We start from the raw sequence: 20,514 nt of genomic DNA on the forward strand, positions 1-20,514 counted from the left end.
TTTTTGTTAAACTAACTAATCTCTCTGTGAACCTCTTTTTTCATAATACAACTTCCCTCTGTGAACCTCATTTTTTCACAAACAAACATTCCTCTGTGAATCTCTGAGTCAAAAAAAAAAAAAAAAAATACTACAAAACCTGCTCCACAATTTTAACAGCTTCAACAGCTTCTTTTACATCATGAACTCGCAAAATATTTACCCCATTTAACAATGCAATTGTATTTGCAGAAGTGGTTGCATTTAAAGCTTCTTGTGCAGAAATATCCAAAATTTTATACAACATCGATTTTCTTGAAATACCAGCTAAAATTGGCGCATCTAAATTTTTGAAAAGAGACAAATTCTTCAGAATCTCATAATTATGATCCGATGTTTTTCCAAATCCGAAACCGACATCAATAATAACATCGTTTAATTTTAGTTGATGTAATTTAAAAATTTGCTCTGCAAAAAAGGAAATAATATCTTCCACAACATCTTTATAAACAGGATTTTTCTGCATATTTTGTGGAGTTCCTAACATGTGCATCAAAACATAAGGAACTTGCAAATTAGCAACCGTTTCAAACATTTTTGCATCCATTGTGCCTCCAGAAATATCATTGATCATTGCTGCTCCAGAATTAATCGTTTCTAATGCAATTTTGCTTCTAAAAGTATCTACAGAAATAATAATTTCAGGAAAATGTTTTATCAACAAATCAATTACAGGTACAATTCTTTGTAATTCTTCTTCCTCAGCAATATGTTTTGCTCCAGGTCTTGAAGAATAGGCACCAACATCAATAAAAGTAGCACCCTCCAAAAGCATTTTTTCAACTTGCTTTAAAATAGCAGTTTCGTCTTTGTATTTTCCTCCATCATAAAAAGAATCTGGAGTAATATTTAAAATCCCCATCACTTTAGGTGATGATAAATCTATTAATGTTCCTTTACAATTTATTGTCATTTTAAACTACAACTTTATTGATTACGTGACTTATTTTTGGTGCTTTATAGCTGTTCATTTTTTCTAAAAGTTTTTCAACTGAATCTTCAACAATCAATAACTTTTTATTTTCTGGTTTCACATAACCTTCTTCCACCATTTTATCAAGCTGCATTAAAACACCATCAAAAAAACCATTGATATTTAAAAGTCCAACAGGTTTTTGTTCAATATATAATTGACTTAAAGTAAGCGCTTCAAACAATTCATCTAGGGTTCCAAAACCTCCAGGTAACGTAATATAACCATCAACTAATTTGCTCATAATTACTTTGCGTTCGCTCATATTTTTGCAAATAATCATTTCTTCAACTCCTAAATGCAGCACTTCTTCTTTCTCTAATAATTTCGGAATTACGCCAATAACTTCACCTTTTTGCTCTAAAATTGTGTCTGACAAAGCTCCCATCATTCCTATTTTTCCTCCTCCATAAACCAAACCAATATTGTTGTTTACAAAATAATTACCAAGCTCAATTGCAGCTTGTTTATACATAGGATTAAAGCCTAAACTTGATCCACAAAAAACAACAATTCTTTTCATTATTCTAAAATATTTTAGGTTGATAAATTCCGAGTAAAAATAAACGAATTGCGTTTAAGTTTTACTATTTTTACGCAAATACTTTTACGAAAAAATGCAAGATACATCTAAACAATATGATGCTGTAATTGAAGGTTGCAGAAGTTTATTCATCAAAAAAATGTCTGATTATGGTTCTGCTTGGCGAATTTTACGTTTACCATCGTTAACGGATCAAATTTTTATCAAAGCACAAAGAATAAGACAGTTGCAAGAAAATGAGGTGAGAAAAGTAGATGAAGGAGAAAAATCTGAATTTATTGGAATTATAAACTATTCGATTATGGCACTTATTCAATTAGAAAAAGGTGTTGTAGAAAATCCTGATTTATCAACTGAACAAGCAACTGTTTTATATGACAAACATGCAAAAATTACCAAAGAATTAATGATGAATAAAAATCATGATTATGGTGAGGCTTGGAGAGAAATGCGTGTGTCTAGCCTAACAGATTTAATTTTGCAAAAATTATTACGCGTAAAACAAATTGAAGATAATAAAGGAAAAACAATCGTTTCTGAAGGAATTGATGCCAATTATCAAGACATGATTAATTACGCTGTTTTTGCGATGATCCATTTGGGGAAGTAAATTTAACATAAAATGAAAATTGAATCTAAATTAAATGAAAGTTCTTTTAGAAAATCTCAAAAGATTAATCTAGATTTCGTTTTTGGTAAAAAATTAAAAAGTGTAAAGCAAAATTTAATTTTGCTTTTCTTTGTTTTAATTATTTCCTTAGAGCTAACTTCTAAAGAGATAATTTTGGGTTATATCTTTTTAGGTTTCGCTTTGATGTTTTTAATAAATATTATTTGGTTTTACTACTCATATTTCAAAATAAAAAAACAGCATTTAAAAAACATTGAAACTGAAATTTCACATTATAAAAATAATCCTGATAAAAGTATAATTTCAGAATTTAGAAATGATAGTTTTTATTATAAAGACTATAAAATGGAATTCACTCTTATTTGGGAGAAGTTTGAAAGCTTCCAAATTATTGATGATTATTTAGTTCTGAAATCTTTCGGAGCAAATTATTTAAATTTCTTTTTTAACAAGCATGAAATTTCTTCTGAAGAATTCGATAAGATTATTATAATTACAAGAAACAATATCAAAAATAAAAAGTAAATCAGTTATAAAACATGAAAAAATCAAATAAATCAACAAACATTCTTGTCCAAATAGCAAGAGTAATAGTAGGAACCTTATTTATATTTTCGGGTTTTATAAAATTGGTAGATCCAATTGGTTCTCAATACAAATTCGAAGAATATTTTTCGGAAGGCGTCTTAAATTTGGAGTTTTTAATTCCATATGCATTGCCTTTTGCCATCTTTTTAATTATTGCAGAAATTGTTTTAGGAGTAGCACTACTTGTAGGTTGGAGAGCTAAACTCACAGTGAACTCTTTAAAAATAATGATTCTATTCTTTTTATTTTTAACTTGGTATTCTGCCTACTACAACAAAGTTACAGATTGTGGTTGCTTTGGTGATGCTATAAAATTAACTCCTTGGGAAACTTTTACAAAAGATGTTATTCTCACCATTTTAATTTTCTTTATTGGTGCAAAAATTAGATTTATAAAGCCTGTTTTACCAAAAGCAAATCCTGGTTTAATTGTTATTGTATCACTTTTAATTTCTAGTTTTATTACCTATTATGTATTAAATCACTTGCCAATTATCGATTTTAGAGCGTATGCAATTGGCAAAAATATTCCTGAAGGAATGGAATATAAAAATGATGGAAAAATACCTCCTATTCATGATTTTATGTTAGAGGATTCTCAAAATGATTTAGCTCCTCAAATCTTAAAAATGGACAAAGTGATGTTGGTGATCATGTCTAGTTTAGATAAGTCTGATTTTGAAGCTTTTCCTGAAATTAAAATAAAAGCAGATGAAGCTTTACAAAAAGGCTATAAAGTATATGGTGTTTCTGCTTCTTTTTCTGATATTATTCAGATGACAAAAAATGAATATCAACTTCCTTTTGAAATTTTATTTTGCGATGAAACTACACTGAAAACAATGATTAGATCAAACCCAGGTATTATAATTTTAAACAAAGGAACTATTGTTGAAAAGAAAAACTGGAGAGATATTGATGCCATAAAACTATAATGAAAAATTTAATTCTGGTTTTTATTGGTGGTGGTTTTGGTAGTGTTTTACGCTACGTAATTGGCAAATGGCTAAATAATTCTGAAAACGGAATTCCTTATGGAACTTTTGCTGCAAATATTTTAGGAAGCCTTTTAATAGGATTTATTTTAGGCTATGCAGCAAAAAGTGAAGCAATTTCTCAAAATCATACGTTGTTATTAGCAACTGGTTTTTGTGGAGGATTTACAACCTTCTCTACATTTGCTTATGAAAATCACCTATTTTTAAAATCTGGAGACTTTACTTCTTTTGCTTTATATACCATTGCAAGTTTTGTAATTGGTTTTTTAGCTGTTTTTGCAGGAATGTATTTAGTGAAATTTATATAATAAGATTTTAAAATATTAGCTCGAAAATTGTCGAGTAAAAAAAACAAGAATTATGAACGAATTTGTAACCTACCAATCTGAAGAAAATTACGCAATTATCACCATTAACAATGGCAAAGCTAATGCAATTTCGCACGAAGTTGTTGCTGGTGTCAATGCTGGTTTAGACAAAGCTGAACAGGAAGATAAAGTTGTAATTTTAACAGGAACTCAAGGAATTTTTTCTGGTGGTTTCGATTTAAAAGTGATGACAAAATCGCCTGAATCTGCTTTAGAATTGGTTACAAAAGGATCTCAATTATCACACAGAATGCTTTCTTTTCCGAAACCAATTATTTTGGCTTGTAATGGGCATGCGATTGCAAAAGGTGCATTTTTACTATTATCTGTAGATTACAGAATTGGAGTTGAAGGCGATTTTAAAATAGGTTTAAATGAAGTTATGATTGGCATGACAATGCACAATGCTGGAATTGCCATTGCAAAAGCACGTTTGTCTGAAGTGTATTTGAATAGAAGTGTAAATAATGCAGAAATATTCAGTTCTAAAGATGCTGTAAAAGCTGGTTTTTTAGATATGATTGTTCCTGAAAATCATTTATTGCCAACTGCAATTAAAGTGGCAGAAATGTTTACAAAACTCAACAAGAAAGCACATGCTGAAACAAAGTTGAAGGTTAGAAAACATCATTTAGAAGCTTTAGCAAATGCTATTGAATTAGATGCTAAAGGAAGTATTTCTATAGATTTATAATTTCAAAAATAATAAAGGAAGGGAAGTTTTCATTTTAGAAAATAGATTCACCAACAGATTATTTTTGATGAAAACCTAAGAGCTCGCAAACAAGGTTAGCCCTGATTGTAGCAATTGTTTGAGCTCTTTTTTTATGCTGAACTCGATTCAGTATCTGTTGGAATTAATACAACTAGTTTTTAAAATAAATAGAGACTGAAATAAAATCAGCATAAAAAAAAGCGAGTGCGAAAAGCAGGAAATAGCTCCAAAAAAAACTACTTCTTAAAACTCTTTACTCCAGCTTTAATCTCGACATCTAAATGATTTTTTCTTGGTGTTAATGGGCAAGAAAATTTTTCGTTGTAAGCACAATAAGGATTGTAGGAATTGTTGAAATTTAATATAAAAGTTCCATCAGGATTTATATCTGTAGTTTTTAGGTTTATATAACGACCAGCTCCATATGTTTCATTTCCAGAAGTTTTATCTGTAAAAGGTAAAAATAAATCGTCTTTATATTTTTCGTCTAAAGTTTCATCTTGATCTTGATATAAAGTAAGTTCAAAATCTTTTCCTTTTATAATGAAATTTAAAAGTCCATATTCTTTATAAAAAGGTTCTCTGCCTGTATTTGTTGGCATTTTAAAAATTGGAGAATTTTCGATTTTTGTAAATGTTGACAACACAATAAAAGAAGAATCTACAGGAAAAAAATCGAGTCCTTTAAAATTTTTTAAATCTTTCTTTTTTAAAGGTGATGTTGTTGCATCCTTAAAACTTGCATTTAATATTTGTTGATATTCAGTTTCGCCCATTAAAGGACGTTTATCATTTGAATTACAAGAAATTAAGAGTCCTAAAATAAATGTAAATGCAATATTTCTCATAATTAATTCGTGTTGAAACTTAATCCAGAAAATTTATACTTTTTTATAAAGTTGCGTAAATAAAAAAGCAATAACCAAGCAGTAAAATTATACCATGTTTCCAATTTAAATTGAACTTTTTAGGGATAAAAACCATTGGTAACAAGATAAATGAAATGCCTAACATCCAGTAAATATCGCTTGTTAATAGTCTTTCATCTGAAAGAGAAATTGGCGTTATTATAGATGTTATACCAATAACAGCCAAAATATTAAATATATTGGAACCGATTAAATTTCCTAAAGAAATCGCTTTTTCTTTTTTGATAATTGCAATAATTGACGCTGCTAATTCTGGTACACTTGTACCAATTGAAACCACTGTAACTCCAATTACACGTTCTGTAACTCCAAATTCTAACGCTAAAGAAGTTGCACCTCTTATTAACAATTCTGAACCTCCATAAAGACCTATTGCTCCAAGGATTAAAAAGAACGCAGTTTTATAATTAGGTAATAAAATTTCTTCTTCTAAAATTTCATCAACATCTATATTTTTTTGAGTTCGCAAAAGATAAATTAAGAAAATAATTAAAAAAGCAAATAGAAAAATACCTTCATAGAGTTCAATTACTTTATCGTTTGCTAAAAAGAAGAAAAGCAAACCAGAGGCAATCATCATTACTGGCCAATCTGTTTTAAAAAAACCTTTTTGAACAGTCATAGAGCCTAAAAGCAACGTAATTCCTAAAACCAATCCTAAATTTGCAATATTAGAACCAATTACGTTTCCTAAAGATAAATCTGACGAGCCATTTAAAGCTGCGTTAATACTCACAATAAGTTCTGGTGCAGAAGTTGCAAAAGAGACAACTGTCATACCAATAATAACTTTAGAAATATTTAATTTTAAAGATAAAGCGACTGCTGATTTTAGTAACCAGTTTCCACCTAAAATCAATAAAATTAAACCGCCAACAATTAGTAAAAAATTCATATAATTTCTTTTGCGCGAAGATACATTTTTATCACTTTATGATGAAATCAAAAAAATGAAAATGCTATTTTTTAGTTTGAAAATAATCGTTTTTCCTTTACTTTTTAAAAACTTATAAAAAACCTCCTTTACTTGATAATAATATGAAATCAAATAATAGATTATAGATTACATATATTAACTTATTTTAAGTAAATGATGTTTTATATTAAAACAATAATAGCTTTTTTAGTTCTAAATATAAAACCAATCTGAAAGATTGTTTTAAATCTGTTTGGTTACTAGCTTTTGATAGCACTATATTCGAAAAACAGTTGCGCAACTCACTTAATTTTACTAACTTATAAACTTAAACTATTATGATTATTATCGCTTTAAAAATTATCAAAATTATTTCAGAAATTATTATGCTTGTTATTTTCTAATCTTTTAAACATTACAACTTTACTTAAAATTGCAATGTTATTTTTTAGTAAATTTGACGACTAACTAAACCGAAATGAAAAAGAAAGTATTTAAAACCTTGGCAAAAATTAATAAAGCAATATTACCTTCTTTTACAAAAAAAGAATTAGATATTTCTAAAGCCTCTAAACTGCAATTGGCAATTATTGGTTGGAGAGCTTATGTAACTATGAAAGCATTAGATTAACATTTAAAAAACACTATTATGAAAAATGAACATGTTAAATTATTTACAGACACAAGCATTATTATCAATGGCTTAAAAAGTCTTTTAGAAAAAGAAAACATTAACTATCGGGTAAAAGATAATTTCGAATCTGCAAGATTAGGTGGCTTTGGACAACCTTTAGCTTCTGTGGAACTTCATGTGTTAGAAAATGATCTAGAAAAAGCAGAAATTGTTTTAGCTGCTTATAAAGAAAAAATAAACGCATAAAATATTAGTTTAGCCTTTTTAATTCAAAAAAATGCTACTATATTTGCACCCGCAAAAAGGCCATGTGGCGCAACTGAATAGCGCACTTGATTACGGCTCAAGAGGTTCTAGGTTTGAATCCTAGCATGGTCACTACTAAAATCAGCACTTTCCTAACAATTTGGAATTTGCTGATTTTTTTTGCACCCTATTTATTGATTTAAATAAAATATATACCTGTTTCATTAAAAAGAAATTATCATAAACTTCTTTTTTTAAACTAGAAAAAGCCCTTAACAATTGTCAAGGACTTTTTCGTCTAACCAAACTTAGTTAAAAACTAACTACTACTATCTTTACTCTTTTTCAAAATATTTAAAAAAAGATATTTAGGGAATATCTATTTTCTAATTTTGTTTTCTATTTATAAGACACAACAATATTTAAGAAGTCACATTTTATTATTTAAAAATAAAAAAACCGAGAAATTTCTCGGTTTTAGTTTAAATATTGTTTGATGGCTAACCTGTGTTCAGGAATACTTTTGTCGTAGTTTTCTACGAGTAATTCTAATATTTCTGGAGGCTTAACACCAATTTCTTTACTGTTCGCATATTTTGAAACATACAAATTATAAACTTCTTTATTTTTTTCGAAAATTAAAAAATGTGTTTCATTTAATTCTGTAAAAGAAATTTCGTTGCCTGAAAATGCGTTTGATTCATCTTTTAAAAAATCAGAAAATTCATAATACTTTAAAACATTTTCCATAATTATATTAATTCTGCAGATAAACCTAATTGTAATAATTTAGAGCATCTTGGTTCTAAATCTTTAAGTTCGCCAGATTTTACTGTGCATTTCCCCTTATAATGTACCAAAGTTGCACATTGTTCTGCTTGTTCTAAAGTATGATCACAAACATCAATTAAAGAATCAATTACGTGATCAAAAGTGTTTACATCATCATTATGCAAAACAATTTCATGTTGAAAAACTTCTTGTTCTAAGACATCAACATCTTCCTGTATTTTTTCTTTTGTACTCATATTTGTAAAATTACAACTTATTGTATTTTAATGCAACCCAATTATTTCTTTCTATAAAAGTATCTAATTTTAAATTGTATTGAGAAACTTCTGCATCTATTACAGGAATATCTTCTTGATAAAAACCACTTAATAAAAGCACACCTTTATCATTTAAACAATTTGCATATACTTTTATATCCATCAACAAAATATTTCTGTTGATGTTGGCAATAATAACATCATATTTTTTATTGACTAAAAGTGCTGAATCTCCTTCATAAACAGCAATATTGCTACAGTTATTGCGTGCAACATTTTCTATAGAATTTTCATAACACCAGTTATCAATATCTATAGCATCTAATGGTTTTGCGCCTTTCATTTCAGCAAAAATTGCTAAAATTCCTGTTCCACAACCCATATCTAATACTTTCTTGTTTTCTAAATCTAATTTAAGTAAATGCTGCACCATCATGTGTGTAGTTTCATGATGACCTGTTCCAAAACTCATTTTTGGTTCTATGACAATATCATATTTCAAATTTGGATTTTCATGGAAAGGAGCTCTTATACTCACTAAATCATCTACTTGAATTGGTGAAAAATTCTTTTCCCATTCTGCATTCCAATTCGTTTGCTCAACCTCTTTTTGGTTGTATTCAATGGAAAATTCATCTGAATTTATTACAAAAATTTCTTCTAAAATAGTTTGTGTCCATTCACTTTTTTGAATGTAAGCTGTTACTCCGTTTTCGTTTTCCACGAAACTTTCAAAACCAATATTGCCTAATTCTGCAATTAAAATTTCTGTTGCAGGTTCTTTTGGCGAAACTGTAAAATTGTATTCTATATAAATATTATCCATCATAAAAAAATGCGTCAAGATTTAAATCTTGACGCAAATTTATTAGTTTTTAAAAGAAATTTAGTTAATAAACTCCTATAAAATTATTTTTATATTGCTTTTATAATTGCAGCGAAATCTTCAGCTTTTAAAGATGCACCTCCAATTAAACCACCATCTACATCTGGTTTAGAGAAAATTTCTTCTGCATTTGCAGGTTTTACACTTCCTCCATATAAGATTGATACATTATCAGCAACTTCTTTTCCGAACTTTTTGCTAATAGTTTCTCTCACAAAAGCGTGCATTTCTTGCGCTTGTTCTGGACTTGCAGTTTCTCCTGTACCAATTGCCCAAACAGGTTCGTACGCCAAAACAATGTTTTTAAAATTAGCTGCTTCTAAATGAAATAGCGCGTTTTTTAACTGACTTTCTACAACTGCAAAATGATTTTCGCTTTTTCTTTCCTCTAATTTTTCACCAAAACAAAAAATTGCTTCTAAACCATTTGATAAAACAGCATCCATTTTTTCTGCTAAAATTGCATCTGTTTCATTAAAATATTCTCTTCTTTCAGAATGCCCAATAATTACAGTTTCAATATTTATAGACTTTAACATATCTGCAGAAATTTCTCCTGTATAAGCACCATTTTTTGCTTGATGCATATTTTGTGCAGCTACTTCTATTTTAGAATTATCGGCTTTTTTAATGGCAGCAGATAAATTAACATAAGAAGGACTTATAATAACTCTTGTATTTTTTAAAGATAGTTTTTTTATCGCTTTTTTTATCCCTTTAATAAGTGCTTTTGTTTCAGCCTTATCGTTATTCATTTTCCAATTTCCAGCTACTATTTTTTGTCTCATGATTTTATACTTTTTTATAAGTTGTAAATTTAATAAAATGAAAAACAACTATCGTTCTTTAAAATAAATACTTACTATAACGATTTATTTAGCGTGTTTTAAAGCTTTTATAATTTTTTTATCTGATGGATCTGTGGCTTTAAAAAGTTGAATTTGTCCTTTTTCATCAATAACCATATATCTAGAAATCCAATTTAAGTTTATAAAATCTACAAAATCTCCTTCATTCATTCCTTTTGGTAAATTGTAATGTTCGCCAACTAAATTGTATTTTTCGATTGCTCTTTTCCAAGAAGGATTGCTAATATCTACAGATAAATATAAAAATACAACATCAGGAAATTCTTTCTGCAATTCCTTTACTTTCGGAAAACCTGCAATACAATCTTTACACCAAGAGGCCCAAACATCAATAAATATTTTTTTACCTTTTTGTTGATATAAAACTTCTCTCAACGTAATTTTAGAATCGTCCAAACCAATTAACATCTCTAGGTTTGCTTCTTCTGAAAATTCTTTAGGATCTTCTGAACAACTTACAAAAACAATAATTAATAAAAGAAATATTTTTTTCATAATGAAATATGCTAATTAAAATGAATAACTAACGAATCTTAAAAGTTAAAAATAGTATGTTTGTAAAACTTTAAGTAAAAGTAATGACAACACAACAATTAGTATCACAAATAAATCAAAAAAAATCTTTTTTATGTATTGGTTTAGATGTAGATTTAGATAAAATTCCAACGCATTTACTAGCTTTAGAAGATCCTATTTTCGAGTTCAACAAAGCCATTATAGATGCTACTCATCATTTATGTGTGGCCTATAAACCAAATACAGCTTTTTACGAAGCGTATGGAATAAAAGGTTGGCAATCTTTAGAAAAAACGATTCAATACATTAACAAAAATCATCCAGAAATTTTTACAATTGCTGATGCAAAACGTGGTGATATTGGAAACACCTCAACCATGTATGCCAAAGCATTTTTTAACGATTTAGCATTCGATTCTGTAACTGTTGCTCCTTATATGGGTAAAGATTCAGTAGAACCTTTTTTAGCTTTTAAAGATAAACATACTATTTTATTAGCCTTAACATCTAATAATGGTGCTTTTGATTATCAAACTAAAAAAATTGACGAAAAAGAATTGTATAAACATGTTTTAGAAACTTCTAAAACCTACAAAAATTCTGAAAACTTAATGTATGTTGTAGGTGCAACCAAAGCCGAATACTTTAAAGAAATTAGAAAAATTGTTCCCAACGCTTTTTTATTAGTTCCTGGAGTTGGTGCTCAAGGTGGTAATTTACAAGATGTTTGTAAATATGGTTTGTCAGAAAATATTGGCTTGCTAATTAATTCTTCCAGAGGAATTATTTATGCTTCGAAAGAACATGATTTTGCAGAAAAAGCAGCCGAAAAAGCGAAAGAACTACAATCTGAAATGGAACTTATTTTAAGCTAGTTTTATGGAGTTCAAAGACCAATTAAATACCGTTTTTGAATTAAAAAATACTCCCCAAAGAATTATCTGTTTAGTACCAAGTATTACAGAGTTATTGGTAGATTTAGGATTACAAAAACAAATTGTTGGTATTACTAAATTTTGCGTACACCCCAGTTTTTTAATTGAAGAAAAAATGATTATTGGGGGTACAAAAAACATCAAAATTGATACAATAAAAGAACTTCAACCAGATATTATTCTTTGTAACAAAGAAGAAAATACTAAAGAAATTGTTGAGAATTGTAGAAAAATTTCAGCAACACATGTTTCTGATATTTATACAATTGCAGATACTTTAGAGTTGATTCATCAATATGGAAAAATATTTTCTTGTGAAGAAAAAGCCAAAGAGATTATTTTAAATATCCTTAAAAAACACAATGATTTTTTAGGTTTTATTGAAAGTAAAAACATTAAAAAAGTTGCTTACTTTATTTGGAGAAAACCTTGGATGATTGCTGCAAATAACACGTTTATAGATTATTTACTAGACACTAATAAATTCGAAAACGTTTTTAGAACACAAGAAAGATATCCTGAAATCGAACTAAAAGAACTCCATCATTTAGAAACAATAGATTGTATTTTTTTATCTTCAGAACCTTATCCTTTTAAAGCAAAACATATTACTGAACTCCAAAAACAGTTTCCATCTACTAAAATAGTTTTAGTAAACGGAGAATATTTTTCTTGGTATGGCTCAAGATTGCTAAAAGCTTTTGATTATTTTAAAGAATTACACTATCAACTTTAAAGTTAATTGCTGTATTGTATCTCTTGATCTAAATAATAAACTTGGTTTAATTTTTCTAAAAGTTTCATAGCTTTAAAAGCTGCTACATCACTAATCGATTCATCTAAAAATCGATAATTATTAGATTTTTCCACTAAACTTACATAGCTTTTTTGTAGGTGATTTTTGTATTTTTCTAATTGTAGTAAACGAGACATATTTTTGGAGGATTAAAAAATAAATATACATATATTTTTTTAAACACCTAACAAGTAACTCATTAAATATTAATTCTTTATAATTTTATGTAAAGACGTTCCTTTTTCTGAAGCTAATCTTAGAAAATAAATACCTTTAGTTAAGTTGGAAACATCAATTTTTTTACTCTTTGATTTTTGATAAAACTCTTGAATTTTCTGACCAGTTATTGTATAAATAGTTCCTTTTATTGCATTTAAATCAGATGAAAATTGAATGTTTAATTCGTTATTTACAGGATTTGGAAATAGCGTTACTTCTAATAAATTATCATTTTTAGACACAGAAGCTGTAGATTCTTGATAAACTCTAACATAATCAACTTCCATAGCACTTTCAATAAATCCAGCAGTTATATTTGGCAAAATAGCAACATTAAATAATAAATATTGAGGGGCAGAATAAGGCCAATTCTCTATATTTTTGATTGATGGATTATAAGTATAATGCACATTTCCGTCAACGCTAAAAATCATTTTATCTTCACTCCATTCTAAAGTATAAATATGAAATTCTGTGGATGCATTTGTGATTTTCTGACCTCCTTTATTTACGGTTCCACCAAAACTGGATCTGTTATGAAGTGCGCTTTGCACAAAATCTTGATTATCTCCCCAATGTTCAATAATATCTACTTCTCCACAATCTGGCCAAGCTGTTGTTCCATGAGTTGCTGCCCAATAACCACCAGTTTCTGTAATATTTTGACCTAACATCCAAAGTGCAGGAAACGTACCAACACCAAAAGGCATTTTTGCTTTAATTTCTACTTTACCATACGTAAATGCGTATTTAGAATTTAATCTTGCAGATGTATAATTTTTAGTTACGTTGTTACTATTTGTATACGTTTCTTTCTTCGCTACTATTTTTAGAGTTCCATTACTTATATAAGAATTGTCGATTCTATCAGTATAATGTTGAACTTCTCCATTTGCCCAAGATTGTCCACCCAGAATTGGATATGTTTGTTTGAACCATTTTGTGTTATCTAAATCTACAGAAACTTCAGATTGCCCATCAAATTCATCTGACCAAACTAACTGATCGAAAACTGGATCTTGGTTAACATAAGTAGATTCGTAATAAGCAATATCATCGATATAAGCAGTTACAAGATCTTTGTTATTTTCTCCATTAATTTGAATTAAAACTCTATTAAAATCGACTCTAGAAACTGGCGCTCCTGAAGTAGCATTTAAGTTGATGTAACCATCATTTTTAAAATCAAACTCTATAGTTTGCCAGCTGTTTAAAACAATTGGCTTTATAATTTCGGTTTGCGTTGTCCAAGGTTCTGCAATTTTGTTATTCTGTAATTTAAGTGAAACTTTATTTTCTTGACTTCCTGTAACATCAGAAGATGAAACATAAATTTTTATAGAAAACGTATTTTTTACTGATAAATCTAAATTTGAAGAAGTGTCAAAACGAATATTTGCATACGAACCACCAATATCATCATATTGTAAAACTTTATCAGATGTATTAATTCCTGTTTTAAATGGATTCGAATAGTTGGTATTTATATCACAATCATCACCTGACCAAGTAGTAATTGTTCCATTACCTTCAAAATCATCTTGAATGTTTTGTTGAGAAAATATATTGATGCTTAAAAATAAAAATCCTAAAATATAAAAATTCTTCATGCTTGTAATTTAAATAACAAAAATACAAACAGCTTTATGAAAAGTATGTTAAGGGTACCTATACATAAACAATACAGAGAGAAATAAATAATAATAATTAAGAACATAATGATGAAAAAAGCAATGATTCTAAAATTAAAAAAAGCCAAAACTTTTTAAGTTTTGGCTTTTAAATTATATTAATAAAATTAGTTTAAGATTAATTCTGATCTGCTTCCGTTAAATTTGGATTTGAATCAATTTCACCTTGTGGAATTTTCCAAATCCAATCATCATTTAAAGAAGGTTTTGCTTGAATAAAACCATCTCTATATAAATTATCATCAGCTCCAGAATTCGTTAAGTCAATTCCCTCATCCCAACGAATTTGGTCATGAAAGCTAAACCCTTCATTAAAAAGTTCAACTCTTCTTTGCCATTTAATATGTTCCATTAAAGCAGCTGTAGTTCCAAATGCTGCTGCAGAATAATTAGAATCTCTAGTTGATCCAAAAGCTTGAAGAACAGTTTGCGCACCTGTCACATCATTTAACATTGTCCTAGCTTCTGCTTCTATTAAATACATTTCAGAAGAACGCATGTATATTACATCATCAGGATCTATAGATCCAGGATTCTTTTGTAAGAATTTAACAGCCATATAAGGGTGTGTATTATGACCTGTAGTCATTCCATATTTTGTAATAATTGCTTCCCAAGCATCCCAAAAAGAATCAGCATCAGTATAATTTGGATCAGTTTCAAAGCTACCACCTTGACCGTTAGAAGCCGAAGAATTTGTATTTGGAGCTAATGGTAAAGCCATGTTAATTCTAAAATCTGTAGATGGTATTGCATCATACACTTCTTTATTCATTAACTTAGGGTTAGATCTATTTTGACTACCATTAAAAGTAGGGCAAATAAAATAAAAATAAGATTGGTAATAATTTGTTTCTGAATCAATAACAGTTGCTCCCCAAATTACTTCAGAAAGTTCTACAGAATTAAAACCAGACAACCAAGAGCTTTCATCTAATAAACCAAAACCAGAACGAGCAGCTACAGCAGCATCAGCTGCACCTTGCCAATTTCCTTGAGTTAAATCTATTCTTGCTTTTAAACCATATGCTGCATTTATAGATAAATGAGATTTATTATCAGGGTTAGAAGCTCCATTGAAAAAACTAATTGATTTTGAAATATCATCATTAATTTGATCATAAACAACTTGAACAGAAGATCTAGGACCACTTGTATAAGGAGCACCAGTAACTAATAATAAAGGTACACCAGCATCTGTAGCAGGGTCTCCAATTAAATATCCTTTTGCAAATGTTGATATTAATTGATGATAAGCCCAAGCCCTATAAGCATATGCTTGCCCTAGAATATTTCTAATATCTTCATCAGCTTCTGGATAATCATTTTCTGCAATTAAATTAATTAAATTATTAGATGTTGCAATAATATGATAACGATTGTACCAAAAGTTATCTACAGTTGTAAAATTAGCATTTGTATGCGTTAACCACTGTGCTTCACTTCTCAACCAACCATTTCCTGGTGATGAATGAATCATTTGTCCTCCTATTGCATCAAAAGCTGGTAAGTAATAACTTTGCCCACTTCTTGCTGAAGTTCCTCCTGGTAATGGATTTTGAGCATACATTATTCTATGCAATCCATTTAATACCAAAAACATATTGTTTACACTGGCAAAAGCATCTGCTTCTGCAATAGCATCTGTTGGTGTTGTTTCATGAAAATCTTCTGAACAACCAGTAACAAATACTACTAGTATTCCTAAAATTAATAGGTTAATTTTTCGTAACATAATTTAATATTTTTAAATTTTAATATTATTTTTTAGAATGATAAATTTAATCCTAAAGTAACTACTCTAGCTGGATTAAAATCATTTCCACCTTGTGTACCTGCTAAATTATACTGAGGATTAATTCCTTTTCTTTTAGCATTAATAAACATGTTTTCACCTGAAAGAGAAATACGTAAGTCACTTAACCCTAATTTATCAGTTACAGCCTTATCTAAATTATAACCTAAGTTTACATTTCTTAAAGCTGCGTATGATGCATCAGTTAAAAAACGAGTTGAACCAGCAATTGTTTGGTTAGGATTCCCGTTTTCTAAACGAGGTACATCTGTAATATCTCCTGGTTGTCTCCAAGCATTTTCTGCATCTACATGCATAGAATTACCAAATGTACCTGGGTGCATTAAACCAGAATAACCTCCATCTAAAATTTTACCTCCAATTCCAAAAGTAAATAATAAATCTAAAGAAAATTGTTTGTATCTAAAAGTGTTAGAAACAGATCCGATTAAATCTGGAATACTACTATCTCCTGTAAAAGCTTCTCCAGCATCTTGGTAGTCATTAGTTGTTGCTTGTGTTCCATCTGTATTCAATACAGGTATTCTTCCACCATCTGCATCATCTTCAAACATATAATATAAAGCATCTCCATTATCAGGATTTACTCCTGCATAATGATAAATATAGAAATCATATCTAGATCTACCTTCTTCCCAACGTTTTGACCCATTGTCTGATGGTGCATCAATTTTAGTAATTTCATTCTTTAAAGTTGAAGCCTGTAAAGTTAAATCCCAATTAACATCTTTAGTACGTACTAAATGTCCTGTTAAACTAAGCTCTATACCTTGATTATAGATATCTCCAATGTTTGTTGGATATTCATTTAAACCTTCAGACCTTGGAATTGGTAAACTATATAATAAATCTACTGAATTTTTCTTGTAAAATTCAATAGAACCATCTATTAAGTTATTAAATAAGCCAAATTCTAAAGCCACATCCCAACTAACTTGATTTTCCCATTCTAATTCAGAATTTCCTGTATCACTCCAAAAAATACCAGGTGCACCAGCATTAGGAATAATTGTATATAATGCTTGAGAAGCATAATAAGAACCAATTCTCTCATTACCTATTTCTCCATAAGATGCTCTTAATTTTAATCTATCAATAAAAGAGACATTCTCCATGAATTTTTCTTGATCTATTCTCCAAGAACCACCTACTGAGTAAAATGTTCCCCAACGTACATCTTTAGAAAATCTAGAAGTACCATCTCTTCTTGCAGAAGCACTTAAGTAATATTTATTATCAAAATTATAATTTAATCTTGCAAAATAACCTTCAATTCTATGGTCTGTACTGTTTCCATTTACATTATCACCTGCAGCAAAGTTATCAAATTCATAAATACCTGTTGCTGTTTGAGTGTTAGCTATACCTCCTAATATAGAATAATTTCTATCCATACTTTCATGACCTAAAGTAACATCTAAATTATGACTATCATTTATAGATGTATTATACGTTAAGATTTGATTAAAGTTCTCGATAACTCTTCTATATCTATCTTCACTATATCTACCTGTTGGAGCACCATCACCAACCATTTCATTTTCATATCCTTTAATAATACCATCTTGAATATCTCTACCGTAAGTTACTTTAGCTTTTAACCCATCTAAAATACCCACTTCTATATAATTTCTAAATCCGTAAAGGTTTTGCTTGGTTTGATCTTCATTTAAGATTAACTCAGCAATACCATGTCTTCCTGGATTGTAAGGTCTTGTTTGAATGTTATTAGCTGGATATCCTTCTCCTAAATCGTACAAAGGATTTCCTGAAGCATCATTTACAATTTTACCATCGTTATCTACTTGATAAACTGGATAAATTGGTCCTAAGCTATTAGCCCAGTTAAAAGGGTTTACAATAGAACCACTACCACCACTAGTTGGTCCATGAGAATCTGTAGTTGTAATATATACACTACCACCAAGAGAAAGGTTTTCAATTGGTGTAAAATCTGCATTTAATCTGTTTGTAACTCTTTCATAGTCACTTTCAATAACATAACCTTCTTCTTTTAAGTAAGATGCAGAATAAAATATAGAATGATTTTCTCCACCAGAAGCTACGTTTACAGAATGATTTTTTCTACTACCTGTTCTTTCTAGGTAATCTAACCAGTTTAAAGATTCATATTTTAGAGTTGCATTAGGATTTAATACCCCATCTGTACCTACAATTTGGTCATTAGGAACATTAAAAGGATTATAACCTAATTGATTAAATATTGTTGCAGAAGCTTCAATTTCTGGATTTGCACCACCAATTGTATTTTTATAACCTTCCCACATTAACTCGTAGTAAGAGCCAGCTCCTACCATATCATAATCATCAACAGCTCTAGTAATTACACTATATTGAGATGTAGCACTTACAGTAGTTTTATTCTTTTTACCTTTTTTAGTTGTAATAATAATAACCCCATTTGCTGCTCTAGAACCATATAAAGAAGTTGAAGCAGCATCTTTTAAAACTGTCATAGATGCAATATCATCTTGATTTATTGATGATAAAGAACCATCAAACTGCATTCCATCTAAAATGTATAAAGGAGTTGTACTTCCATTAAGAGTACCAACTCCACGAATTACAATTCCTGGAGAAGATCCTGGTTGACCAGAAGCTGCTAAAAATTGAACCCCTGTTGCTTTACCTTCAATTGCTGCAATTGGAGATGTTACAGATCTAAGTGCTAAATCTTTTGCATCTACAACACTTGCTGATCCAGTAAAAGCTTCTTTAGTTGTAGTACCAAACGCTACAACAATTACTTCATCTAGAACACTATTATCTTCTGCCATAGTAACATTGATAGTTCTAGAATTACCTATAACTTTTTCATTTGTTTTATAGCCTAAATACCTATACACTAAAGTATTTCCTACTTCAGCATTAATAGTGTATTTACCATCAAAATCTGTCTCTGTACCTTTACTTGTGCCTTTAATTGAGACACTTACACCAGGTAAAGCTCCTGATGAGTCATTTACAGTACCTGAGATGGATACTGATTGTGCATTGGTTATTAGTATTGCTCCTAAAAAGAGAAATAATAATAAACCTTTCTTGTAAGTTTGTTTCATAAAATTTGAATTGAATTAATATTATGCAAACAAACATAAATATTTTGTTAAAACTTTCACTATAAATTGTTAATTTTAACATATTAAAAATGATTTCAATAATTAAAATAGGAATAAAAATAAATAGTAAAATTAAACAACTACAAAAACTGTAATTTGATAATTACATACTTAAAGCTTACTATTAAAATAAATAAAAAAAGAAAATTTAACTGCTAAAATCTAAACACCTTAGCATGATTTATGCTAAGGTCAACTAAATATAAACAATACAACCTAAAATAAAAAAAGGCTAATTATATTTAAATATAATTAACCTTTAATGTCTTAAAGCTAAAAAAACTACCTATTGTCTTGCAAAGCAAAAACTTGCTTTAATAATGCTGTAGATCTTAATCCAACTTTTTCTCTTATTCCTTTTTCTTCAATTTCAATCATGGTAAAAACACCTTTTAAAGCCTGTTCAGTTACATATGCTGTTAAATCTGGATTTACACTTTTTACAAAAGGAATCGAATTATATCTCGTAATTAAATTACTCCATATTTTATCTGCACCAACTTTGGCAAAAGATTCGTTAATTACTGGACTAAAACTAATGTATAGACTTTGGTTTGTTTTAGATTGTAAATATGAAGTTGCTGCATTTTGCTCTCCCAATAAAATATTTTTTGCATCATTAAAAGTAATTTCTTTTACGGCATTCACAAAAATTGGAGTTGCTGTTTTAACTGCATCTTCTGCTGCTCTATTTAAAACTTTAATTCCTTCATCTGCTAAATTTCCCAAACCTATTTGACGTAAACCTTTATCTACAGCTTGTAATTCTTCTGGTAATAAAATCTTTACCAACTCGTTTCTATAAAAACCATCAGTAGAAGTTAATTTAGTTACTTGATTACTGATACCTTGATCTAATGCTTGCCTTAAACCATTACCTATTTGAGCTTGAGTTAATCCTCCATTTGGTAATTGACTTGCTATTTTTTGTAATTCTGCACAACCTGCAAACTGAATTGCAATTACTAAAACTATAATTCTTTTTATCATTTTCTATAATTTATATTCACTATTAA

Annotated in this window: 23 protein-coding genes and 1 tRNA gene; 10 read left to right on the plus strand and 14 right to left on the minus strand. The window is 29.0% G+C overall.

From position 1 onward, the window contains the following. Nucleotides 1-130: 130 nt before the first annotated feature. Nucleotides 131-952 carry a dihydropteroate synthase gene (gene folP, locus LPB03_RS06180; protein WP_065318752.1) on the minus strand — a complete coding sequence of 274 codons (822 nt, stop codon included), beginning with the start codon at nucleotides 950-952 and terminating at the stop codon, nucleotides 131-133. 1 nt (nucleotide 953) lies between these two features. Next, nucleotides 954-1,535, minus strand: coding sequence for an LOG family protein (locus LPB03_RS06185; RefSeq protein ID WP_065318751.1), 582 nt, complete (start codon nucleotides 1,533-1,535; stop codon nucleotides 954-956). 94 nt (nucleotides 1,536-1,629) lie between these two features. Here LPB03_RS06185 and LPB03_RS06190 point away from each other — a divergent pair, with 94 nt between their 5' ends. The 5 genes from LPB03_RS06190 to LPB03_RS06210 are packed head-to-tail and all read left to right on the plus strand — an operon-like array spanning nucleotide 1,630 to nucleotide 4,835. After that, the gene (locus tag LPB03_RS06190) at nucleotides 1,630-2,166 is read left to right on the plus strand and encodes a DUF1599 domain-containing protein (protein ID WP_065318750.1); all 537 of its coding nucleotides are present in this window, start codon (nucleotides 1,630-1,632) and stop codon (nucleotides 2,164-2,166) included. A gap of 12 nt (nucleotides 2,167-2,178) precedes the next feature. After that, nucleotides 2,179-2,712: a hypothetical protein gene (locus LPB03_RS06195; protein ID WP_065318749.1), complete on the plus strand. Its 534-nt coding sequence runs from the start codon at nucleotides 2,179-2,181 to the stop codon at nucleotides 2,710-2,712. 14 nt (nucleotides 2,713-2,726) lie between these two features. After that, complete coding sequence (locus tag LPB03_RS06200) at nucleotides 2,727-3,710, plus strand: BT_3928 family protein (protein ID WP_065318748.1); 984 nt, start codon at nucleotides 2,727-2,729, stop codon at nucleotides 3,708-3,710. Beyond that, a complete protein-coding gene (crcB, locus tag LPB03_RS06205; RefSeq protein ID WP_065318747.1) occupies nucleotides 3,710-4,081 on the plus strand; it encodes a fluoride efflux transporter CrcB in 372 nt (123 codons plus the stop codon). The genes LPB03_RS06200 and crcB overlap by 1 nt, the downstream gene beginning before the upstream one ends. A gap of 52 nt (nucleotides 4,082-4,133) precedes the next feature. Further along, on the plus strand, nucleotides 4,134-4,835 hold the full coding sequence (locus LPB03_RS06210) for a crotonase/enoyl-CoA hydratase family protein (protein ID WP_065318746.1): 702 nt from the start codon (nucleotides 4,134-4,136) through the stop codon (nucleotides 4,833-4,835). Between the two features lie 257 nt (nucleotides 4,836-5,092). Here the strand turns inward: LPB03_RS06210 and LPB03_RS06215 are convergent, their stop codons facing one another. Both LPB03_RS06215 and LPB03_RS06220 read right to left on the minus strand, forming a co-directional pair. After that, nucleotides 5,093-5,704 (minus strand): DUF1684 domain-containing protein, encoded by a 612-nt coding sequence (locus tag LPB03_RS06215; RefSeq protein ID WP_065318745.1) that lies wholly within the window; start codon nucleotides 5,702-5,704, stop codon nucleotides 5,093-5,095. 43 nt (nucleotides 5,705-5,747) lie between these two features. Beyond that, complete coding sequence (locus LPB03_RS06220; protein WP_065318744.1) at nucleotides 5,748-6,680, minus strand: calcium/sodium antiporter; 933 nt, start codon at nucleotides 6,678-6,680, stop codon at nucleotides 5,748-5,750. Between the two features lie 499 nt (nucleotides 6,681-7,179). Between LPB03_RS06220 and LPB03_RS06225 the strand changes: the two genes are divergently transcribed. From LPB03_RS06225 to LPB03_RS06235, 3 genes are all read left to right on the plus strand, one after another. Then, nucleotides 7,180-7,332, plus strand: coding sequence for an SsrA-binding protein (locus LPB03_RS06225; protein ID WP_065318743.1), 153 nt, complete (start codon nucleotides 7,180-7,182; stop codon nucleotides 7,330-7,332). An 18-nt stretch (nucleotides 7,333-7,350) separates the two neighbouring features. After that, nucleotides 7,351-7,581, plus strand: coding sequence for a putative signal transducing protein (locus tag LPB03_RS06230; RefSeq protein WP_065318742.1), 231 nt, complete (start codon nucleotides 7,351-7,353; stop codon nucleotides 7,579-7,581). Nucleotides 7,582-7,639: 58 nt separating this feature from the next. After that, a tRNA-Arg gene (locus LPB03_RS06235) sits at nucleotides 7,640-7,713 on the plus strand. A 345-nt stretch (nucleotides 7,714-8,058) separates the two neighbouring features. On the opposite strand, the gene LPB03_RS06240 is transcribed toward LPB03_RS06235, so the two are convergent. The 5 genes from LPB03_RS06240 to LPB03_RS06260 all read right to left on the minus strand — a co-directional run bounded on the left by LPB03_RS06240 (nucleotide 8,059) and on the right by LPB03_RS06260 (nucleotide 10,880). Beyond that, on the minus strand, nucleotides 8,059-8,331 hold the full coding sequence (locus tag LPB03_RS06240; protein WP_065318741.1) for a hypothetical protein: 273 nt from the start codon (nucleotides 8,329-8,331) through the stop codon (nucleotides 8,059-8,061). A 2-nt stretch (nucleotides 8,332-8,333) separates the two neighbouring features. Further along, nucleotides 8,334-8,609, minus strand: a complete 276-nt coding sequence (locus LPB03_RS06245; RefSeq protein WP_065318740.1) for an ATP-dependent Clp protease adaptor ClpS — start codon at nucleotides 8,607-8,609, stop codon at nucleotides 8,334-8,336. Between the two features lie 10 nt (nucleotides 8,610-8,619). Continuing rightward, the gene (gene prmA / locus LPB03_RS06250) at nucleotides 8,620-9,456 is read right to left on the minus strand and encodes a 50S ribosomal protein L11 methyltransferase (protein WP_065318739.1); all 837 of its coding nucleotides are present in this window, start codon (nucleotides 9,454-9,456) and stop codon (nucleotides 8,620-8,622) included. 89 nt (nucleotides 9,457-9,545) lie between these two features. Further along, nucleotides 9,546-10,304 carry a triose-phosphate isomerase gene (gene tpiA, locus LPB03_RS06255; RefSeq protein ID WP_065318738.1) on the minus strand — a complete coding sequence of 253 codons (759 nt, stop codon included), beginning with the start codon at nucleotides 10,302-10,304 and terminating at the stop codon, nucleotides 9,546-9,548. Nucleotides 10,305-10,388: 84 nt separating this feature from the next. Continuing rightward, complete coding sequence (locus LPB03_RS06260; protein ID WP_065318737.1) at nucleotides 10,389-10,880, minus strand: TlpA family protein disulfide reductase; 492 nt, start codon at nucleotides 10,878-10,880, stop codon at nucleotides 10,389-10,391. An 83-nt stretch (nucleotides 10,881-10,963) separates the two neighbouring features. Between LPB03_RS06260 and pyrF the strand changes: the two genes are divergently transcribed. Both pyrF and LPB03_RS06270 read left to right on the plus strand, forming a co-directional pair. Beyond that, entirely contained in the window at nucleotides 10,964-11,776 is an 813-nt protein-coding gene (gene pyrF, locus LPB03_RS06265) for an orotidine-5'-phosphate decarboxylase (RefSeq protein ID WP_065318736.1), read from the plus strand. Nucleotides 11,777-11,780: 4 nt separating this feature from the next. Then, nucleotides 11,781-12,572 (plus strand): ABC transporter substrate-binding protein, encoded by a 792-nt coding sequence (locus LPB03_RS06270; protein WP_065318735.1) that lies wholly within the window; start codon nucleotides 11,781-11,783, stop codon nucleotides 12,570-12,572. A 2-nt stretch (nucleotides 12,573-12,574) separates the two neighbouring features. Here LPB03_RS06270 and LPB03_RS06275 read toward each other — a convergent pair whose 3' ends face one another. The 5 genes from LPB03_RS06275 to LPB03_RS06295 form a co-directional block, all read right to left on the minus strand. Next, a complete protein-coding gene (locus LPB03_RS06275; protein WP_065318734.1) occupies nucleotides 12,575-12,769 on the minus strand; it encodes a hypothetical protein in 195 nt (64 codons plus the stop codon). 69 nt (nucleotides 12,770-12,838) lie between these two features. Next, entirely contained in the window at nucleotides 12,839-14,461 is a 1,623-nt protein-coding gene (locus tag LPB03_RS06280; RefSeq protein WP_083187056.1) for a glycoside hydrolase family 16 protein, read from the minus strand. Nucleotides 14,462-14,660: 199 nt separating this feature from the next. Continuing rightward, complete coding sequence (locus LPB03_RS06285; protein WP_065318733.1) at nucleotides 14,661-16,277, minus strand: RagB/SusD family nutrient uptake outer membrane protein; 1,617 nt, start codon at nucleotides 16,275-16,277, stop codon at nucleotides 14,661-14,663. 32 nt (nucleotides 16,278-16,309) lie between these two features. Next, entirely contained in the window at nucleotides 16,310-19,438 is a 3,129-nt protein-coding gene (locus tag LPB03_RS06290) for a SusC/RagA family TonB-linked outer membrane protein (RefSeq protein ID WP_065318732.1), read from the minus strand. Between the two features lie 342 nt (nucleotides 19,439-19,780). Further along, nucleotides 19,781-20,488: a DUF4197 domain-containing protein gene (locus LPB03_RS06295; RefSeq protein WP_065318731.1), complete on the minus strand. Its 708-nt coding sequence runs from the start codon at nucleotides 20,486-20,488 to the stop codon at nucleotides 19,781-19,783. Between the last annotated feature and the right edge of the window lie 26 nt (nucleotides 20,489-20,514).

It is taken from the genome of Polaribacter vadi, from assembly GCF_001761365.1.
Classification (GTDB): domain Bacteria; phylum Bacteroidota; class Bacteroidia; order Flavobacteriales; family Flavobacteriaceae; genus Polaribacter; species Polaribacter vadi.